This is a genomic window from Granulicella sp. dw_53 (genome assembly GCF_018449545.1).
Taxonomy (GTDB): Bacteria; Acidobacteriota; Terriglobia; order Terriglobales; family Acidobacteriaceae; genus Edaphobacter.
In genome coordinates, this window is the sequence record NZ_JAAVUR010000001.1 from 403,498 (window position 1) to 421,503 (window position 18,006).

20 protein-coding genes are annotated in these 18,006 nt (G+C 60.2%); 12 read left to right on the top strand and 8 right to left on the bottom strand.

Annotation, left to right across the window (positions count from 1 at the left end):
* Positions 1–442 precede the first annotated feature (442 nt).
* Both gpmI and HB393_RS01775 read left to right on the top strand, forming a co-directional pair.
* Positions 443–2,083: a 2,3-bisphosphoglycerate-independent phosphoglycerate mutase gene (gene gpmI, locus HB393_RS01770; RefSeq protein WP_213803418.1), complete on the top strand. Its 1,641-nt coding sequence runs from the start codon at positions 443–445 to the stop codon at positions 2,081–2,083.
* Between the two features lie 9 nt (positions 2,084–2,092).
* Entirely contained in the window at positions 2,093–3,103 is a 1,011-nt protein-coding gene (locus HB393_RS01775) for a metallophosphoesterase (protein WP_213803419.1), read from the top strand.
* A gap of 1 nt (position 3,104) precedes the next feature.
* Here HB393_RS01775 and recR read toward each other — a convergent pair whose 3' ends face one another.
* The 4 genes from recR to HB393_RS01795 all read right to left on the bottom strand — a co-directional run bounded on the left by recR (position 3,105) and on the right by HB393_RS01795 (position 6,699).
* Positions 3,105–3,707, bottom strand: coding sequence for a recombination mediator RecR (gene recR, locus HB393_RS01780; protein ID WP_213803420.1), 603 nt, complete (start codon positions 3,705–3,707; stop codon positions 3,105–3,107).
* Positions 3,707–4,039, bottom strand: a complete 333-nt coding sequence (locus tag HB393_RS01785) for a YbaB/EbfC family nucleoid-associated protein (RefSeq protein WP_213803421.1) — start codon at positions 4,037–4,039, stop codon at positions 3,707–3,709. Before HB393_RS01785 ends, recR begins: the two co-directional genes overlap by 1 nt.
* 65 nt (positions 4,040–4,104) lie before the next feature.
* Positions 4,105–6,123, bottom strand: coding sequence for a DNA polymerase III subunit gamma/tau (dnaX, locus tag HB393_RS01790; RefSeq protein WP_213803422.1), 2,019 nt, complete (start codon positions 6,121–6,123; stop codon positions 4,105–4,107).
* Positions 6,124–6,216: 93 nt separating this feature from the next.
* Positions 6,217–6,699, bottom strand: a complete 483-nt coding sequence (locus HB393_RS01795; RefSeq protein ID WP_213803423.1) for an SET domain-containing protein-lysine N-methyltransferase — start codon at positions 6,697–6,699, stop codon at positions 6,217–6,219.
* Between the two features lie 209 nt (positions 6,700–6,908).
* Between HB393_RS01795 and HB393_RS01800 the strand changes: the two genes are divergently transcribed.
* Positions 6,909–7,706 carry a tetratricopeptide repeat protein gene (locus HB393_RS01800; protein ID WP_213803424.1) on the top strand — a complete coding sequence of 266 codons (798 nt, stop codon included), beginning with the start codon at positions 6,909–6,911 and terminating at the stop codon, positions 7,704–7,706.
* A gap of 95 nt (positions 7,707–7,801) precedes the next feature.
* Here HB393_RS01800 and HB393_RS01805 read toward each other — a convergent pair whose 3' ends face one another.
* From HB393_RS01805 to HB393_RS01815, 3 genes are read right to left on the bottom strand one after another with little or no spacing between them, the layout of a single operon-like run.
* Positions 7,802–7,990 carry a hypothetical protein gene (locus tag HB393_RS01805; RefSeq protein ID WP_213803675.1) on the bottom strand — a complete coding sequence of 63 codons (189 nt, stop codon included), beginning with the start codon at positions 7,988–7,990 and terminating at the stop codon, positions 7,802–7,804.
* Positions 7,991–8,293: a hypothetical protein gene (locus tag HB393_RS01810; RefSeq protein ID WP_213803676.1), complete on the bottom strand. Its 303-nt coding sequence runs from the start codon at positions 8,291–8,293 to the stop codon at positions 7,991–7,993. It lies immediately after the preceding gene.
* Between the two features lie 10 nt (positions 8,294–8,303).
* Positions 8,304–8,744, bottom strand: coding sequence for a hypothetical protein (locus tag HB393_RS01815; protein ID WP_213803425.1), 441 nt, complete (start codon positions 8,742–8,744; stop codon positions 8,304–8,306).
* Between the two features lie 139 nt (positions 8,745–8,883).
* Here HB393_RS01815 and HB393_RS01820 point away from each other — a divergent pair, with 139 nt between their 5' ends.
* The 8 genes from HB393_RS01820 (at position 8,884) to HB393_RS01855 (ending at position 16,659) form a co-directional block, all read left to right on the top strand.
* On the top strand, positions 8,884–10,170 hold the full coding sequence (locus HB393_RS01820) for a TTC39/IML2 family protein (RefSeq protein ID WP_255550709.1): 1,287 nt from the start codon (positions 8,884–8,886) through the stop codon (positions 10,168–10,170).
* Positions 10,171–10,291: 121 nt separating this feature from the next.
* Complete coding sequence (locus HB393_RS01825) at positions 10,292–10,615, top strand: PspC domain-containing protein (RefSeq protein WP_213803426.1); 324 nt, start codon at positions 10,292–10,294, stop codon at positions 10,613–10,615.
* A 15-nt stretch (positions 10,616–10,630) separates the two neighbouring features.
* A complete protein-coding gene (gene lysA, locus HB393_RS01830; protein ID WP_213803427.1) occupies positions 10,631–12,031 on the top strand; it encodes a diaminopimelate decarboxylase in 1,401 nt (466 codons plus the stop codon).
* Positions 12,032–12,121: 90 nt separating this feature from the next.
* Complete coding sequence (locus tag HB393_RS01835; protein WP_213803428.1) at positions 12,122–12,547, top strand: DUF4440 domain-containing protein; 426 nt, start codon at positions 12,122–12,124, stop codon at positions 12,545–12,547.
* 123 nt (positions 12,548–12,670) lie between these two features.
* Complete coding sequence (locus HB393_RS01840) at positions 12,671–13,417, top strand: YebC/PmpR family DNA-binding transcriptional regulator (protein ID WP_213803429.1); 747 nt, start codon at positions 12,671–12,673, stop codon at positions 13,415–13,417.
* A 443-nt stretch (positions 13,418–13,860) separates the two neighbouring features.
* Positions 13,861–14,619: an acyloxyacyl hydrolase gene (locus HB393_RS01845; protein ID WP_345944978.1), complete on the top strand. Its 759-nt coding sequence runs from the start codon at positions 13,861–13,863 to the stop codon at positions 14,617–14,619.
* Positions 14,620–14,626: 7 nt separating this feature from the next.
* Positions 14,627–15,583 (top strand): glutamate formimidoyltransferase, encoded by a 957-nt coding sequence (ftcD, locus tag HB393_RS01850; RefSeq protein ID WP_213803431.1) that lies wholly within the window; start codon positions 14,627–14,629, stop codon positions 15,581–15,583.
* A gap of 116 nt (positions 15,584–15,699) precedes the next feature.
* Entirely contained in the window at positions 15,700–16,659 is a 960-nt protein-coding gene (locus HB393_RS01855; RefSeq protein WP_213803432.1) for a hypothetical protein, read from the top strand.
* Positions 16,660–16,704: 45 nt separating this feature from the next.
* Here the strand turns inward: HB393_RS01855 and HB393_RS01860 are convergent, their stop codons facing one another.
* Positions 16,705–17,094 (bottom strand): response regulator, encoded by a 390-nt coding sequence (locus HB393_RS01860; protein WP_345944979.1) that lies wholly within the window; start codon positions 17,092–17,094, stop codon positions 16,705–16,707.
* Between the two features lie 133 nt (positions 17,095–17,227).
* Between HB393_RS01860 and HB393_RS01865 the strand changes: the two genes are divergently transcribed.
* Positions 17,228–17,986 carry a flagellar hook basal-body protein gene (locus HB393_RS01865; RefSeq protein ID WP_213803434.1) on the top strand — a complete coding sequence of 253 codons (759 nt, stop codon included), beginning with the start codon at positions 17,228–17,230 and terminating at the stop codon, positions 17,984–17,986.
* Positions 17,987–18,006 lie beyond the last annotated feature (20 nt).

An 18,006-nucleotide genomic window follows, 5' to 3' on the forward strand; every position in this document is an offset into this window, starting at 1 on the left:
CACGCAATCAATCCCCTGCGGCAAAAACTGCCGCCTTCAAAAACACCAGCAAAATCGCCTGTCAACCCCCAAAATCAACTAACCCCTTGATCCACCTCAACATAAAAGTGGCACGTTAGTTATGGTCCACCTCGTAAAATAGAACTAGAGATCAAAACAAGGCCCGGCCAAAAACCGGGTCTCAGCATTTAACCGAAAAGGATGAGCCCGGAAGTCCAAAGCGAACCCTTTTCCTCAGAAGATTTTGACCCCAAATGCCGGGGGGAGGGGGCGCCATGAAAGAGAGGACGAATCCGCTACCAGCGCCACCACAGGGGAACACCACCAGGTCTCAGGATCCCATCACGTCAACCCATAGACGACCCGAAAGCCCCTGACCACCCAACCTGCAGCCCTTCAGTCACTTGTTCTTCACCGAGCCTTGGTATCCTGTCCTCTAGACATGCCTAAGTCACCTATCGTACTTGCCATCCTCGACGGCTGGGGTTACAGCCCCAACACCCACGGCAACGCCATCGCCCTGGCCCGCAAACCCACCTACGACGCGCTCCTCGCGCAGTACCCCAACACGCTCATCCGAGCCAGCGAGCACTTCGTCGGCCTCCCCGAAGGCCAGATGGGCAACTCCGAGGTCGGACACCTCAACCTCGGCGCGGGACGCATCGTCCGCATGGACATGACCCGCATCGACACCGCCATCGCCGACGGCAGCCTCTACACCGATCCCACCCTGGTCCGAGCCTGCGAGCTCGCCGCGCAGAAGGGAAGAGCGCTCCACCTCATCGGCCTGCTCTCCGACGGCGGCGTCCACTCCCACCAGCGTCACCTCTACGCTCTCCTCCGCCTCGCCAAACAACAGAAGCTCGCCAAGGTCTACGTCCACGCCTTCATGGACGGTCGCGACACCATGCCCAACAGCGGCCTCGGCTACCTCGAAGCCCTCCAGCAGCAGATGCGCGAGATCGGCATCGGCAACATCGCCAGCGTCTCCGGCCGCTACTTCGCCATGGACCGCGACCTCCGCTGGGAGAAGGAGCTCCAAGCCTTCGACGCCATGGTCACAGGCCACCCCGAAGGCGGCGCGTATCCCGATCCCAGCGCCCGCATCAAGGACCTCTACAACAGCGGAATAACCGACGAGTTCATCCCACCCTTCACCTGCACCAACCTCGAAGGCAACGCCATCGGCCTCATCCGCGACGAAGACGTCGTCATCAACTTCAACTATCGCGCCGATCGCGTCCGCCAGGTCACCCGCGTCCTCACCCGCCGCTCCGGCCTGACTGCCGATCCTGTCGGCAGCCAGGGACATAACCTGCCCAAAGCCATCGAGCTCGACGAAGCCATTCCGCTCGCCATCGTCCCCGCGGACCTCCACTACGTCTGCATGACCCAATACGACAAGAACTTCGCCCTCCCCATCGTCATTCCCGCCGAGTCGATGGACAACCTCCTCGCCAACCTCCTCGCCGACGCCAACCTCCGCAACCTACGCGTCGCCGAGACCGAGAAGTACGCTCACGTAACCTACTTCTTCAACGGCGGCATCGAGAAGCCATTCCCGGGTGAAGACCGCGTCCTCGTCCCCTCACAGAAGGTCGCAACCTACGATCTTGCCCCCGAGATGTCCGCCTCTGGCATCGCCGACGCCGTCATCAAGGCCGTCAACGATACCGCCTTCGACGTCATCATCGTCAACTTTGCCAACGCCGACATGGTCGGTCACTCCGGCAAACTCGAACCCACCATCCGCGCCGTCGAGACCGTCGATACCCAACTCGGCCGCATCTACAACGCCGTCAAACAACGATCCGGAAACCTCCTCATCACCGCCGACCATGGCAACGCCGAGATGCTCATCGATCCCCTCACCGGCGGTCCTCATACCGCGCACACCACCAACCCCGTACCCTTCCTCTTCGTCTCCGCAGACCTCAACCCCAACCACCGTATCCTTCGTCCCGGCGGCAGCCTCCGTGACATCTCGCCCACCATCCTCACCCTCCTCGGCCTCCAGAAACCCAACGAGATGACCGGCACCGATCTCAGCACCGCAAACGGCTCCGCAGCCGAAAAGGTATAGACAACACCAATGGAATACACGATCGACACAGGCAGGCGCGCATTCCTGCGCCAGAGCTTCGCCTTCAGCGCCCTGGCAGCGCTGGGCGCCCGCACCGGCTTCGGCCTCCAGACGCCCGCTGATCCCAAGGCGAAACACATCCTCATGGTCGGCGACTGGGGCTGGGAGGAAGACGTCACCGCCCAGGCTCGGGTAGCCCGGTCGATGGTCAGCTACGCCAAACACAACTCCCTCAAGACCGAGGCTCTGTTGATGCTCGGCGATAGCTGGTACGGTCCCATGCCTCACGGCGTCGACGACCTCCGCTGGAAGGTCCAGTTCGAGGACATGTACCCCAAGAGCGCCTTCGACTGCCCCGCCTACTCGGTCATGGGCAACCACGACTACCAGAAGATGCCCGACAGCAAGGTCGACATCGAACTGGCCTACGCCCGCAAGCCCGGTACCCGCTGGACCCAGCCGGCCCTCTGGTACACCTACGAGTTCCCAAAGAAGAATCCGCTGATGACCGTGATCGCCTTGGACAGCAATATGCCCATGGGACATAAAGACGACGGTGTGAACTTCACCCTCACACCGGCGCAGCAAGCCGAACAACTCGCCTGGTTTACTGCGGAGCTAGAAAAGCCCCGCACCACGCCCTTCCTCGTCGTCATCGCCCACCATCCCGTCTTTTCGAACGGACCCCACGGAGATCATCAAGTTCTCATTAAGGAATGGGAGCCTCTACTCCAGAAGCACAAGGTTCACCTCTACCTCGCCGGCCACGACCACGATCTACAGCACCTGGAGTTCGAAGGCCATCCCACCTCCTTCGTCAGCTCCGGCGCAGGCGGTGCCGATCTCTACACCCTCAAGATCGCCGAGTCAGCCCGCGGCCCCTACGCCCAGAAGGTCTATGGCTTCAGCCACCTCGAAGTGACGCCCGAGAAGCTGACGCTCCGCCACATCGACGCCGAGGGCAAGCTCGTTCACGCCTTCTCGAAGACGCCCGATGGAACCATAACCGTCGGAGCCTAGGCTAAAACTCCCGGCGTCCTTCCATAGCCCGGGTCATCGTAACCTCATCCGCATACTCGATATCGCTACCGGCCGGCACGCCGGTAGCGATTCGAGTCACCTTCAAATCGTTCTTGACCTTGCGCAGTTCGTGAGCGATATAGCCAGCGGTAGCCTCACCCTCGGTCGTCGGAGAGGTCGCCAGAATCACCTCGTCTGCATCCACCAGGCGAGTCAACAGGTTTCCGATGCGGAGATGCTCCGGACCGACCCCGTTCACCGGCGAGAGCGTCCCATGCAGTACGTGGTACACCCCCGCATAGCTCCGTGTCTTTTCGATCGTCGCGATGTTGGTCGGCTCTTCGATCACGCAGATCAACCGCTGGTTCCGCGAAGGACTTGTGCAGTAGCTGCAGGGATCGACGTCGGTAATGTTGTTGCACACCGAACAAAGCCGCAGATGCGCCTTCAGCTCCCGGATCGCAATCGCCAGCGCCTCCGCGTCCTCAGCGCTCGACCGCAGTACATGGAACGCCAGCCGCTGAGCGCTCTTGGTCCCAATTCCCGGCAGCTTGCGCAACTCGTCGATCAGCCGAGTCATCGGCTCCGCAAACCGGTTCGCCATTAGGTCAACCCCGGCAGATCCGGCAATCCCATCCCACCCATCATCCCAGCCATACTCGACTTCATCGCCTCATCCGCCCGCCGCCCCGCCTCATTCACCGCCGCCGTAATCAGGTCCTCCAGAAGCTCCAGGTCGCTGCCGCTGCTTCCAATAGCCGAAGGATCGATCCTCAGCCGCAGCACCTCCTTCTTCCCATTCATCCGCACCGTCACCACTCCGCCGCCGGTCGAAGCTTCCACCACCGTCTCGGCCAGCTTCCGCTCCATCTGCTCCTGCATCTGCTTCGCCTGCCCGAGCATCTCTTTCATCTTTCCAAGATCGGAAAAGTTCATAACTGCTCCTGTCTCTAGCACCTGAATCCCAAACGCAAGTCTGGATCTCTAGCTAATCTGAATCCCTAGTCTGAATCCCTTAGATCGATCACATTCCGTATTTCAGCGTTGAAGAGCCGCTGCGCCGCCTGCACCACCGGATGTTTTGCCGCCAATGCCTCAGCCGAACCGCTCTTCGCCACCCGAGGCTTCTTGGCCGCTGAAGTCGCGCCTGTTCCCGGAAGCAACGCCAGCTTCAAGGCTCCAGCACCGCCCTCGCGCAACGCGGCGCGAACGATCTTTTCGGCCTCGGCATTCACCACCATCGGAAGCATCGTCTTCGATACCTCCATCTGCACTCGAATCTCTCCACCCGCGACGGTCCACACCGCATCGTCCAGCGCCTCAGCCGCCGTCGTCTGCTTGGCCACGGCCTGCAGAGCCTCCACTGCGACTCTCTGGAACTTCACGCCCTCTTCATCCGCACCAGACTGCACCGCAATCGGCTCCACTTCAGCTTCAGCCTGCTGCGGGATCGCCTCCTCTGGAACCGGAGCAACTTCAGCCTCAGGCTCCAGCACCGCCACCCGAGACACTTCCACGGTCTCTCGAACCGGGGCAACGGAAGGCGCCATAGGCTTCGGAGCCTCGACGACCTGTAACGTCACCTCGATGGGTGCAGCGACAGCAGGCTTCGCCGTGGCAACCGGAACCGGTGCCTTTACTACCGTCTCAGGAGCCGACTCGTCAAAGCGCTTCTTGCTCTGCTCAAACGGCGAGAACGAAGGCCTGCTGGGAGCAGATGCGGAAGCCGAAGAGCTCGCCGGCGTACTCGCAGGAGCGCTGACCTGCCTTGCAGGAGCGGAGCCACCGCGAGCGCCTCCGTCTCCTCCGGCTGTTCGCGTGCCAGAGGGAGCAGGGAACTGACTCAGCAACTCCTCCACTGGAAGCAGCCGGCGCAGATGAACCAGCTTCAGCAACCCCAATTCAAAGTGGAACCTCTGCTCCTGCCGATATCCAAGTTCATCGAATGTCCGCAGCATCATCTGCAGAAACCGCGTCAGCTCCTCCTCGGTAAACAGAGCAGCCGTACGGCCAGCGCGCCTCTGCTCATCTACAGAGATCTGCAGCAACTCTCCTGCCGCACCGTCCGCTCCTTCACCTTCAGTCCCAATCCCTGCAATCTTGGCGATCAGGCAGTTCCGCAGATAACGTACGCACTGGCGAGCCAACTGCGCCGGACTGTTTCCTGCATCCAGCAGCCGATTTGCAAGCGTCATTACCTCGGCGCTGCGGTTCGCATCGACCGCCTCAAAGATCGACTCGAAGGCGGCGTTCGGCACTGTGCCCATCAGTTCGCGAATTTGCGCCGCGTCCAGCCGGGGACGACCGTCTTCCACCGGAGCGCTCGCGATCGCCTGGTCCATGATCGACAGCGCATCGCGCATCGAACCGTCTCCGGCCTCTGCCAGCAAGCCCAGAGCAGCATCGTCTGCATCCAGACCCTCTCGCGTCGCGATCCCTCGCAGTTCGCCCAGAATGTCCACCAGTTTTACCGCGTGAAAGCTGAAGTGCTGGCATCGTGAGCGAACGGTCTGGGGAATATCCTCAGGTTGCGTCGTCGCCATCATGAAGACGATATGATCCGGCGGCTCTTCCAGCGTCTTCAGCAGCGCGTTGAAGGCAGCATCCGTGATCTGGTGTGCCTCGTCCAGGATGTAGATCTTGTACTTGTCCCGCGCTGGCCTGTACCGGGCCGCGTCACGCAACTCGCGGATCTCGTCGATACCGCGGTTGGTTGCGGCGTCGATCTCGATCACATCGACCGCATTGCCCGCGCGAATCTCCGTGCAGCTCTCGCATACCTCGCACGGCTCCGCCGTGGGGCGAACCTCGCTGCCGATCACATTCCGGCAGTTCAGCGCCATCGCCAGGATACGTGCAATCGTCGTCTTCCCGATGCCGCGATGCCCGCTGAAGATATATCCATGCGCGATACGCTGCTGCGTCAACGCATTCATCAACGTCACGGTCACATGATCCTGCCCCGCGACATCCGCGAAGCGCTGTGGCCGGTATTTTCTTGCTAGAACCTGATAAGCCATAGAAATAGAGGGCGACTGAACGCCGAACCTCTATTGTATCGTTCATACCGCCCGGCTGAGTCCACCCACTCCTGTGCTAAATCCAGTCCCAACTTACCGTTTTGCAGCTTTGCCATTCCCGGCTTTGCCCGCAGCGGCTTTCTTCGCCATCTTCTCCCTCCGCTTTACCTCTTCCTCGCTGAACATCGTCCCCCGGCACTTAGCCGCCCCGCAGTAGCAGTCTCCTTCGGCATCGTCGCTGTCATAGAGGTGATACTCGTACGTCAGCTCTTCCCCTGCCTTGATATCCCTCACCGCGCAGACGAAGATCCGCCCATCCACCTCTTCTGTCTCGCAGTTTGGTTCGCAGCAGTGATTGATGAACATGGCACTGCCGAAGCCGTCGATCACCATCCCCGAATCCCCGCAACTGAACAGGTAAGTAACAAACCGGTCCGCATAGCGTTCGTCCGCCTCCTCCTTCGTAAATCGCGGGCCGTCATACTCACACACGCGCGCTCCTTTCTTGATCGCCTTGGTCGTATAGCAGCCGGCGGCGTGAATCGAAGAAGAGCGAATAACCAGACCATTTTGCATAAATAAAGTAGCTCCAGAGCGAGTGGGTGCAGCGCAATCAAAGTCCAGACAGGAATTCAGCCTGGAGCTGTCGAACATTCTGTAGGTCGAACCTGATGCAACAGAAGGGGATGAAACGAGGTGTCTCGAACCGACTATAACAAACACGCTCCTTCTAACGTCAAACTCAATGTCGCATCCTCGTGCAACAGCGGAGTAAACTAGAGACCATGGCCGCCGACCCCAAATTCCGCGCCACAAACTTCAACGCCAGAGTTGGTACAGCCAGCCCCTGGATCCTGTTATCCGCTCTGCTCCTCGCCCCCGTCCTACAGGCTCAAACCTCCGCCCCGGCGAGCCCTCCGGCCCCTTGCACCAACCCCTGTCCCGACGCTCCCGCCGACAGCAAGCAGCCGTCGACCGTCCAGCAATTCCCATACCCAGGCGACAAGACCAAGGCCTCTCCGAAGCCACCATCCGCGAGCACCGACCCCGACGCTCCAGCCCCCGCGCCGGACGCAAACCCGGCAAAGCAGTTTCCTTACCCCGGCGATAAAACAAAAGCCGCCGACCCGGATGCCAATCCCGCCAAACAGTTCCCCTATCCGGGAGACTCAAAGAACTCGGGCAGCTCCAGCAGTTCGTCCAGCTCAGACCCGGCCCCCGACCCGGATAACCCCACCTCAACCACCGACCCGGACGATCCCGCCGCCAGCGTCGAACAATCGCATCGCCGCAAGCTGCCTAAGGTCCGCAACCTCCAGAGCGACGACGAGCGTGAGGCCGAAGACCTCACCGTCGCCCGCTACTACCGGAATACCGGCAACTGGAACGCCGCCTATCTACGCAGCAAAGACGCCGTCAAACTCAAGCCCGACGACCCGGACGCGCATCTCCTCCTCGCCGAGGCCGCCCACAAGCTCAATAAGCACGACGAAGCCGTCGCCGAGTACAGCGCGCTGCTGAAACTCGACGCCTCCGACGACCAGGTCAAGACCGCCCGCAAAGCCCTCGACCACCTCCAATAACCTGCCGCAAATGAATTCTGGTTGCTGGGCCGTCTACCGCCGTGTAGTGTGGCTCTGCCGCCATGAACCCCATCTTCGAAGAGCTGGAGCGCACTCTAGCCGCCACCCTCAGCGGCCTCGACGCCCAGCAGACGCAGCTTCGCTCCACCGCGCATCTCGGCAAGTGGAGTATTCAGCAGATCGTGGAGCACCTGCTCCTCACTTACAGTTCCACCTGCCACGTCGTAGGAGTGCGCCTGGCCAAAGGAACACCCACTCGATCCAGATCCTCCCCCTGGCAGCATCTAGCCCGGTTCTGCGTCACCCGCCTCGGATACTTCCCGCGTAAGCGCGAAGCCCCACCGCCGGTCATCCCACCGGACTCCTCGGAACCCCTCGACGGCCTGCAACTCGTCACCTTGGTGCATCAGCATCTCGATACCCTGGACTCCCTCTGTGACGAGGCTCTGGCCAGCTTCGGCCGCCGCCGTTCCATCACGCATGAGGTCCTCGGTCCCATCAATATGCAGCAATGGCGAAGGTTTCACCTTCTTCACTCGCGCCACCACGCGAAGCAGATCGCCGCGATTCGCCGCGAACATGGTCATAGCGCGGAATCTAGTCTTTCTTCGCCGCCGCTCCGGTCTCTTCTTCCTCCGGAGCTAGTTCGTCTTCCACTCGAAGATAACGCCGCATATAACGCAACGGCTCCTCCGCCACTGCAAGCTCACGGAGATGGTATTTCCAGGCATCCTCGCGTGCGCTTCGTCTCGTGTAGGGTTTGCGATGGACCGTGCCAATCGACCCATCCGGCCGCGTCCGCTGAAATGTCTGGCGTGCCACCTGGAACGTGATCCGTTCCCCCGCCTTCCAGAAGCTCGATGCAAACTCATGCGAAAACAGCAGGGCATAGTATCTGCGCTCAGCCGCCAGGACTTTGACCGCCTCACTTGCACTCTCCCAGGGCAAATGCAACGTGCCGATATACCATCGGCGAAATTCAAACCCGTTCGCGCGAGCCTGTGCGATGAGAAGTTGCAGCAGTTCCAGCCGAGTCATAAAACTCCAGTCCAGACAAACCTGTTTCTCTAAGCTTCGTCCAAGGAAGAGTTGCAGCGCAGTAATCGTCTGCAGCCGAAGGGTATAGTGTACTTGGATTGCGCCCTACATTTGCCACCGTTGGTACGACAGAGGACAGATGAGTAGCAGAAACTTCTACTTCGAAAAGTTTGCTAGCCTTCGTTCCTTTCCGCTCTTAGCCTTTGTCGTCGCCAGTCTTCTCGCGATAGCTTCGGTCGGCGCGCCGCAACCCCTGCAGGCCCAATCGCGGCCTCAATCCGCGCCCAACTCTCTCCACACCGCCCCCCTCAATCTGGACCCGACCGTCCATGAGGGCTACCAGCAGTTCTACATCCTCGACTATGAAGGAGCCCTCTCCCGCTTCGAGTCCGTCCTGGCCGCCCACCCGCAAGATCCCATGGCCTCCAATTACGTTCTCATGGTCACCGTCTTTCGCGAGCTCTACCACCAGGATCTCCTCGACACCACCTACTACGCGCACGACTCCTTCCTCACCTCCAAACGCAGCGTCCTCGTCCCTCAAGCGACTCGCGACCGCATCGAATCCCTCACCAACACCGTCTCCACCCTCTGCGATCAGCGCATCAAGGCCAACCCCGCCGATAAAGACGCCTGGTTCGCCCGCGGATACGCCCGCGGCATGCACGCCGCCTTCATCACCCTCGTCGACCACAGCTACGTCTCCGCCGCCCGCCAGGGACTCGCCGCCCGCAACGACAGCGAGCAGACCCTCAAGATCGACCCCGACTACGCCGACGCCAAGATGGCCATCGGAATCCAGCAGTTCGCCGTCGCCAGCCTGCCCCGCCTCCTTCGCATCATGGTCGGAATCGCCGGCGTCAGCGGCAACCGCGAGAAGGGCCTCCAACTCCTCCGCGAGGCCGCCGCCCACGGCACCATCACCGCCGTCGAGTCCCGCACCACCCTCTCGCTCTTCCTCCGCCACGACGCCCGCTACGCCGAAGCTCTCGTCGTCCAGCATGGCCTCGCCTCCGAATACCCTCGCGACTACCTCTTCCGCCTCGAGGAGGCCAACCTGACCAAGGACTCCGGCAACGGCCCCGCCGCGATCGCGATCTACAAAGCCGTCCTCGCAGACGCCCGCAAGCCCGGCTACTTCATCGACCCCCGCCTCCAGATGGCCTGGTTTGGCCTCGCCGATACCGAGCGCGGCCAAAATCAAATCCGTGACGCCGCGCAGCACTATCTCGTAGCCGCCGATCAGCCGAAGTGCAGCGATTGGCTCCGCCGCCGCGCCCAGCTTAACGCCGGACAGATGTACGACCTGCTCCACGACCGTCCCTTGGCCATCCGGAACTACCAGCTAGCCGCAGCCGGCGGAGGAGACCAATCCCAGGCCGACGCCGCCCGCAAATATCTAAAATCCCCGTACACTGACAAATAGTCCTCGCCAGAGCAGTGACGAAACCAGCTCAGTAAGGGAATCAGAGCAGCAAGGGAACCTTCGCCATGTCCCCGCCGTATTGTGATCCTGTGTCAAAATCAAGACACGCCGGAGAGACCTTATGTTCTGCGTCAACTGCGGTCAGAAACTCGAACCCACCGCCCGCTTCTGCCCCTCCTGCGGCGCCGTCAGCGCAGCCGCTCCTGTTCCCCCTCCCAACCCGGCAGGCTATCCCCAGGCTCCACAGCTAACCCGCAGCCGCAGCCAGCGCCTCATCGCCGGAGTCTGTGGTGGCATGGCCCTTCACTACGGCTGGGATATCTCCGTCACCCGTGTCATCACCGCTCTCTTCGTCGTCCTGACCGGAGTTGGAGCTCTGGCCTACATCGCAGCCTGGGTTATCATCCCTGAAGAACCCTTGGCTCTTCCCCCAAATACCGTCTGAAAGAACATCTGAATCTTGCCGAAATCCTCGAAACGCCCCGCGAAGCCGCTCTCTCCAAAGTCCACCCTTAGCCCACGCACCGCGAAGCCCTCCTCGTCGGCAAACTCCCCCACGGCCCGCCCCTTCGCCTATCGCGACCGTACCCTCCACTGCGACGGCATCTCCCTCGCCGACGTTGCCGCCGAACACGGCACCCCAGCGTACGTCTACTCGGCCCGCCAGATCTCCGAGCGCTTCCAGCTCTTCGAAGCCGCCTTCTCCCACGGTCCCGCCACCCGGCCCCACACCATCTGCTACGCCGTGAAGGCTAACTCCTCGCTCGCCATCCTGCGCCTGCTCGCCCAGCAGGGAGCCGGCTTCGACATCGTCTCCGGCGGCGAACTCGAGCGCGTCCGCAAGGCCCACAAACCCGCCCTAAAAAAAGTCGTCTTCTCCGGCGTGGGCAAACAAATCTGGGAGATCGACGCCGCCCTTAAAGCCGGCATCCTCCTCTTCAACGTAGAGTCCGAGGCTGAGCTGTATCTCCTCGCCGAACGCGCCGAAGCCCTCCAGATCTGCGCTCCCTTCGCCCTCCGCGTCAACCCCGACGTCTTCGCCGAGACCCACCCCTACATCTCCACCGGACTCCGCGAACACAAGTTCGGCATCGATATCACCTTGGCCCGCGCCATCTACCGCAAGGCGGCGAAGCTCAAGTGGCTCACCCCCGCCGGAGTCAGCGTCCACATCGGCTCCCAGATCCGCAAGGTCGATCCCTTCGCCGCAGCCCTCGCCCGGGTCGTCAGCTTGGTCAAAGACCTCAGAGCAGATGGCCACAACATCCGCTACATCGACGCCGGCGGCGGCCTCGGCATCGACTACAACGACACCCTCGAAGCCTCAGACTTCGACCCCGCCCAGCAGGTCCAAAACTACGCAGCAGCCCTCACCCAGTCTCTGGGCGACGTTGACGCCCACCTCCTCATCGAACCCGGCCGCTTCATCGTCGCCCAGGCCGGAGCCCTCCTCACCCGCGTCCTCTACGTCAAGCAGAACGGCGCCAAGACCTTCGTCATCATCGACGCCGGCATGAACGATCTCATCCGTCCCGCCCTCTACCAGGCCCATCACGAGATCCTCCCCATCCGCCAACCCCGCGCCGACGCTCCTTCCATCACGGCCGACCTCGTCGGCCCGGTCTGCGAGTCCGGCGACTTCTTCGCCCGCGACCGCGCTCTTCCCGCAGTCAAGCCCGGAGACCTCGTCCTCCTCCTAGACGCCGGAGCCTACGGCCTCTCCCTCAGCTCCAACTACAACACCCGCACCCGCCCTCCGGAGCTCCTCATCGAGACGATCGGGAAGGGAAGTAAAGCCACCCTCATCCGCCGCCGCGAAACGCTAAAGGACTTGTTCGCACAAGAGGTCCTAAGTCGATAATTACGCAAACAATAAGAATTTATTGTTTATGCGCTGGGTTAGCACTGGATCATTACGAATAAACCACCAACCTACCCCTACAATCGCACCATGGGAAGCAATCCGGTCTTCACTCGTATCGCCCCTGAGCTTCTGTCGACACTCGAGGAACTTCGCCAGCGGGAGCCAATCTTTCACACGCCAGAGTTCGGTACTTCAGCCGCCGACTTCGAGCAGACCTTGGCACCGGACTACTGGGAAGTCGGCGCATCCGGAAGGCGTTACAGCAGAGACTTCATTCTTGGTGATCTCTACAGCACCCCGCCGGCATCTGCCTCGTCATTGGGTTGGGAGAGCTGGGACCACGCCCTACGCCGTCTTGGCCCTGACACCTACCTCATCACTTACGTCCTCCGGCAGGAAGATCGCCTCACCCGCCGAGCCACAATCTGGCAGAGTGCTCCAGAGGGCTGGCTTATTCTCTACCATCAAGGAACGACCGTCTCTGTCGAAGAGGACGATGTCGTTCCTTCCTGACGGATCTTGGTCGTTTCACCGCTGACTCCCTCCTGTAAGTTGACCTTCTCTGCGTGCTAAAATCCATAGGTTGCAGAGTCAGGAGTTCACTCCTGTCGCTGCCAGATCAAATCGAGGTATTCCATGTCCGGCCATTCAAAATGGGCCACAATCAAGCATAAAAAGGGCGCGCTTGACGCCAAACGTGGCAAGATCTTCACTCGCCTCATCAAGGAAATCACCATCGCCGCCAAACAGGGCGGAGGCGATCCCGACGGGAACCCACGTCTACGCGGAGCCATCGCCGCAGCCAAGGCTGAGAACATGCCGGCGGATAACATCAAGCGCGCCATTCAGCGCGGTACTGGCGAGCTCGAAGGCGTCTCCTACGAGGAGATCACCTACGAGGGCTACGGCCCCGGCGGCGTAGCCGTCATCGTAGATGTCCTCACCGACAACAAGAATCGCGCCGTTAGCGAAGTCCGTCACGCCTTCTCTAAGAACGGCGGAAACCTCGGTGCCGAGGGCGCCGTCGCCTGGATGTTCACCAAGAAGGGCGTCATCGCCATCGACAAGTCGATCAACGAAGATAAGCTCACCGAGGTCGTCCTCGAAGCGGGCGCCGACGATCTGAGCGATGAAGGCGAACACTGGGAGGTCCTCTGCGACCCCAAGCAGTTCGAGGCCGTAACCGAAGCCCTGAAAGCTGCCGGAATCAAGCCGGAACACGCCGAAGTCACCATGATCGCCTCGACCTACACCAAGCTGGAAGGCTCCCAGGCGAACGGGATGATCCGCCTCCTCGAAGTGCTCGAAGATCTGGATGACACCCAGAACGTCTACTCCAACTTCAACATGGACGAAGCCGCGATGGCTGCCGCCGGCCACTAGCCTCGAGGTTCCATCCCCGTTCACGCCCTGGCCCAAGGCCGGGGCGTGCCCATTTTGAACTCGGGATCGGCAGAGGGACGAGACAGATCATCTAACCGATGGGTCGGCCAAATGGGAAAAATCTTGTCAAGCCCTCCAACCGCCTTTCGCGCTTGGAAAATCTCCGTAAACTAAATAAATAAAGCGACTTAAGCCGACAATAAATCTTCCGGGCAAGTGGCATTTTCCCCCTTCGATCCAGATACAATTAAAGAAGAGATTAAAACGAAGAAATGAGAGGAGACAAAACCTCCTCCAGGGATCTCGTGAAAAATCAACGATTTACCTTGGACGGTGAGCTTGCGCCACAGTCCAAGGCTAATCGTCTTAGAATGAGTAATTTAACGCAAAAACCCGGGGGGAGGGATCCCCTGGACCTAGAGCTTAGAAACAAGGAGTTGTCAGTGACATCATCGATCCGGAGCAAGGGAGCCTCAACTCTCCGAGCTCTCTGCCTCGCCCTGGTAGCAGTCTGCCCCACAGTACTCACCGCGCAACAGTCAGTAAATCTCGGCCTCTCCCCAGTTCAGACCGCCTCGACCCACCAACCGTGGGAGTTCGGAGTCCTCGTCCAGGGCGGTAAAGGCTTCACCGACAACCGCGACGACTTCAAGTTCATCATGGCCGGAGTCCACGCCGGCAAAGTTCTCACCAACAACTTCGGCCCCGGTCTACTGCACGGCAACTTCGAGTACGCTGTAGAAGCCTTCCCCTTCTGGCAGTCCTACACTCCGAAGTTCCAGCGCGCCAGCTGCGTCGCCGTACCCAACTCCGCCTCGATCTCCTGTACCCCGCTCTACACCGTCGGCGGCACCTTCACCGGCGTCTCCGTCACCCCCATCATCGTCCGCTGGAACTTCGCCGGAACCCGCCGGTTCTCCCCTTGGGTACAGGCCGCGGGCGGCGTCCTCTGGACGAACCACAAGTACCCAGCCTTCGGCTCCCCCATCCTCAATCTGGGTAACGATGGTCCTAACACCGACGCTAGCGTCTGGAACTTCACCCCCCAGGGCGGCGTAGGCGTCCACTACTTCATCCGCCCCCGCCGCTCCATCGATCTGAGCGCCAACGGAGTCCACATCTCCAGCGCCAGCCTGGGCGACAAAAATCCCGGCGTCAACGCCAGCGTTCAGTTCTCCCTCGGCTACACCTGGTGGAAGTAACTCAGGAATGAATCCAGAAGCCATCATCGAGTGCGTACCAAACTTTTCGGAGGGAACCGATCCAGACAAGGTGCAGAAGATCGTCGCCGCCATGCAGCTTGAAGGCGTCAATCTCCTGGATTGGTCACTCGACCCCGCCCACAACCGCTCCGTCGTCACGATCGCAGGAAGTCCCGCTGCGGTCGTGGAAGCCGCAGTCTGTGCCGTAGGCAAAGCCGCGGAGCTGATCGACCTCACCCGCCAGACCGGAGTTCATCCGCGCATCGGAGCCGCCGACGTCGTCCCCTTCGTCCCCGTCAGCGGTATCTCCCTCGCGGAATGCGCCATGCTGGCCCGTCAGGCCGGTCTGCAGATGTGGCGTCGCTTCGGCGTCCCGGTCTACTTCTACGGAGCCGCTGCCGCCCGTCCCGACCGCGTCCAGCTAGAGGACGTCCGCCGCGGCCAGTTTGAGGGTCTGCGCGAAGCAGCCCTCCGCGACACAGCGCGCCGTCCCGACGTTGGTGGCCCCCAGCTTCACCCCACCGCAGGCGCCAGCGCGGTAGGTGCCCGCAGCTTTCTCATCGCCTATAACATCTATCTGGCTGCCGATTCGATTACAAATCTCTCAGAGAACGGACTGCCCGACGTCTCGGTCGCCCGCTCCATCGCCCGCGAAATACGTGCCTCAAGCGGTGGCATGAAGGGGATTAAGGCAATGGGTGTCCTGGCGCAGGGACGAGCCCAGGTAAGTATGAATATCACCGATTTTCGTCTTACCTCCATGCGCGAGGTCCACGCCGCTGTGGCAGCTCTAGCCCGCCGCTACGGTGTCCGCGTCTCGGACGGAGAGTTAATCGGGCTGATTCCTGAAGCAGCCCATGAGCCGGATTCTGATTGGTTACGTCAAATCCCTGGGTTCGATCCGGCCGATAAGGTACTAGAACGAAGGCTTCATTCGCCTATGGCTTGGCCTAAGTCCTCGTAAGTTACAAAGGTCTTATCTTCCGAAGACTCAAGTGGAACGAAAGTTGTATCGCCCACGCAGTTGTTATTGAATATTCTTCATGGAAGAGTAGTGTTGACTAAGGTAGGAAACAAACTATGAAAATTACTCTTCAAAGATTCAGTACCCTCGCCTTCGCCATCGTCGCCACGATGGCTCCTTCAGCCTTCGCCGCGCAGCTCAGCAGCGACGGGAAATCGGCCATTCCGCGCGATGTACAGCAACTCATCGTCGTCGACTATCGCGCCATGCAGAACTCGTCTGCCGCGATGGAGCTGAAAGACCGTGTTCTTCCTCCCGAACTGAAACGCCTGGAGACAGCGATGAAGAGCTCTGGCCTCAAGGTCGATCAAGACGCCGACACGCTGGCCTTCGCGGCCTTCCACGTCCTGAGTGGTGGAGATGGAACCAGAATCGTAGGAGTTGCCCAGGGACAGTTCCACACCCGCGAAGTGCTCGCCAACTTCACCAAGCAGAAGACGAAGCCCATCGTGGTTCGCAACAATAGTATCTATCCCATGGGCGCGGCTGGTATGAGCGTGGTGTTCCTCAATCAGACCACGATCGTCTTCGGCGACCGCGACGCGGTAAAGGCCGCCCTCGATTCACGCGACGGTCTGACCCCAAGCTTCCTCGCCAACGGAGACATGGTCAACGAGATGGCAGTAGTCGACTCAAAGACCGTCTGGAGCCTGCTTGACCAGAAAGGCACCCAGACCATGATGAAGGGCGTTCTCGGCGACGCCGCCCAGCTCGCGGACTATGACACGGTTCGGAATCGCATGAAGAGTTCCCGGTACACCATGGACTTCGGGAACGGCGTGAAATTCGACATGGCTGTCGTCATGTCAGATACCATCACCGCCGCCACCGCCGCGACCCTCATGAAGGGCGTCTCCCTGATGAAGAAGACCGCCGGTACCCCACTCGAAAAGTCGGCCTTGGATCAGACCACGATCGACTCCAATGCTGGCACCCTGACTGTCTCTTATAGCTCTTCTAACGACCAGTTTGCCACGCTGCTTAGTTCGCCCCTCTTCCAGTCGGTTGTGAGGTAATTGACTTACAGGTTGCATCTCTGGAAAGTCCAGAGATGCAACCTGCTAGGCAGAGCGTAACAACGGCAAGACACGTTCCTTCACCTGGTCACCTGTGAACGGCTTGCAGATGAATCCCTTGGCATCTGCGGCAATGGCATCCATCACAAAGGCCTTGCTGCCCTCCGTAGTGATCATCACTGCTGGCACTCCCTCCGCCAATCCTTCCGCCTTCCTCTGCTTCAAAAACTGGATTCCATCCATCACCGGCATATTGATATCGCTAAAGATGATATCGAGCCGTAAGGAAGATCCAGCTTCTGTCCTCAAGATCTCTAGCGCCTCTTCTCCGTTGGAAGCATGTAACACCTCAGAGAGATCAAGCCCTGCCTGGCGCAAAGCCCTCTCAATCACCTTCCGCATCACCGCTGAATCGTCGACAATCAGTGCCCGCACAGTTCCTCCCGTCCTTCGTCCTACATCAGACTCTATCGGCGCAGACTGCAACATCTTGAGCGTACCCCTTCCATAAGAAAGCACTAAGAACTCCGCTGACGATCGCGGCCATTCGCTTGCATTGACCCGGTACATGGACAGCGGACTCTATGCAGCCTATACAGCTTTGATGGCACGCACCCAGGCTCTGGACACAGCGGCCAACAACCTGGCGAACGTTGGAACCGTAGGTTTCCGCGCGCAGCGTGACTACTTTCGTGGCGCCCTCGTAGACGGGGGTGGGCAGAATTCACCACCCTCATCCCAGGTAGGTGGCACCGTCAATGGCTTCGGTGTTTTGGGTGGAAACGTCCTGAATCTCAGCCAGGGAGAGCTATCCGCAACAGGGAACCCGCTGGACGTCGCTCTTCACGGGCAGGGCTTCTTCGCCATACAAACCCCTACAAAGACTCTCTACACGCGAAACGGGTCCTTCTCTCGCTCATCCACCGGCGTTCTTCAAACCGCCCAGGGCGAACCTGTCCTTGACGTTCAAGGCAAGAGCATCACGATACCAACAGGAACGGTTCATATCGCCTCCGACGGAAATATCTCTGTGGCTACAACTCAGGGCAACGCCATCGTAGGCCAGATTGGCGTCTTCGATTTTCCAGATAGAGGACAGTTGCATACGGAGAGCGGCGGCAGGGTATCCGCGGACTCGATCGATCAGCGCAAAGCCGTCAACGCGGCGCTTCAACAAGGATCTTTAGAAGAAGCAAACGAAGATGCGGTCCATGGCACCATGCAACTGGTTCTGGTGCAGCGCCAGGCGGAGATGATGCAAAAAGCGCTCAGCGTCTTCAGCAATGATCTGGATAAAACCGCCGCAGAAGAACTATCGAGAGTCTGATGTTATTCGACTCGCGTCTT

Coding starts and splice junctions, on each gene's coding strand:
- gpmI (WP_213803418.1), top strand. CDS start 443: ATGCCTAAGTCACCTATCGTACTTGCCATCCTCGACGGCTGGGGTTAC.
- HB393_RS01775 (WP_213803419.1), top strand. CDS start 2,093: ATGGAATACACGATCGACACAGGCAGGCGCGCATTCCTGCGCCAGAGC.
- recR (WP_213803420.1), bottom strand. CDS start 3,707: ATGGCGAACCGGTTTGCGGAGCCGATGACTCGGCTGATCGACGAGTTG.
- HB393_RS01785 (WP_213803421.1), bottom strand. CDS start 4,039: ATGAACTTTTCCGATCTTGGAAAGATGAAAGAGATGCTCGGGCAGGCG.
- dnaX (WP_213803422.1), bottom strand. CDS start 6,123: ATGGCTTATCAGGTTCTAGCAAGAAAATACCGGCCACAGCGCTTCGCG.
- HB393_RS01795 (WP_213803423.1), bottom strand. CDS start 6,699: ATGCAAAATGGTCTGGTTATTCGCTCTTCTTCGATTCACGCCGCCGGC.
- HB393_RS01800 (WP_213803424.1), top strand. CDS start 6,909: ATGGCCGCCGACCCCAAATTCCGCGCCACAAACTTCAACGCCAGAGTT.
- HB393_RS01805 (WP_213803675.1), bottom strand. CDS start 7,990: ATGCTGCCAGGGGGAGGATCTGGATCGAGTGGGTGTTCCTTTGGCCAG.
- HB393_RS01810 (WP_213803676.1), bottom strand. CDS start 8,293: ATGACCATGTTCGCGGCGAATCGCGGCGATCTGCTTCGCGTGGTGGCG.
- HB393_RS01815 (WP_213803425.1), bottom strand. CDS start 8,744: ATGACTCGGCTGGAACTGCTGCAACTTCTCATCGCACAGGCTCGCGCG.
- HB393_RS01820 (WP_255550709.1), top strand. CDS start 8,884: ATGAGTAGCAGAAACTTCTACTTCGAAAAGTTTGCTAGCCTTCGTTCC.
- HB393_RS01825 (WP_213803426.1), top strand. CDS start 10,292: ATGTTCTGCGTCAACTGCGGTCAGAAACTCGAACCCACCGCCCGCTTC.
- HB393_RS01835 (WP_213803428.1), top strand. CDS start 12,122: ATGGGAAGCAATCCGGTCTTCACTCGTATCGCCCCTGAGCTTCTGTCG.
- HB393_RS01840 (WP_213803429.1), top strand. CDS start 12,671: ATGTCCGGCCATTCAAAATGGGCCACAATCAAGCATAAAAAGGGCGCG.
- ftcD (WP_213803431.1), top strand. CDS start 14,627: ATGAATCCAGAAGCCATCATCGAGTGCGTACCAAACTTTTCGGAGGGA.
- HB393_RS01855 (WP_213803432.1), top strand. CDS start 15,700: ATGAAAATTACTCTTCAAAGATTCAGTACCCTCGCCTTCGCCATCGTC.
- HB393_RS01865 (WP_213803434.1), top strand. CDS start 17,228: ATGGACAGCGGACTCTATGCAGCCTATACAGCTTTGATGGCACGCACC.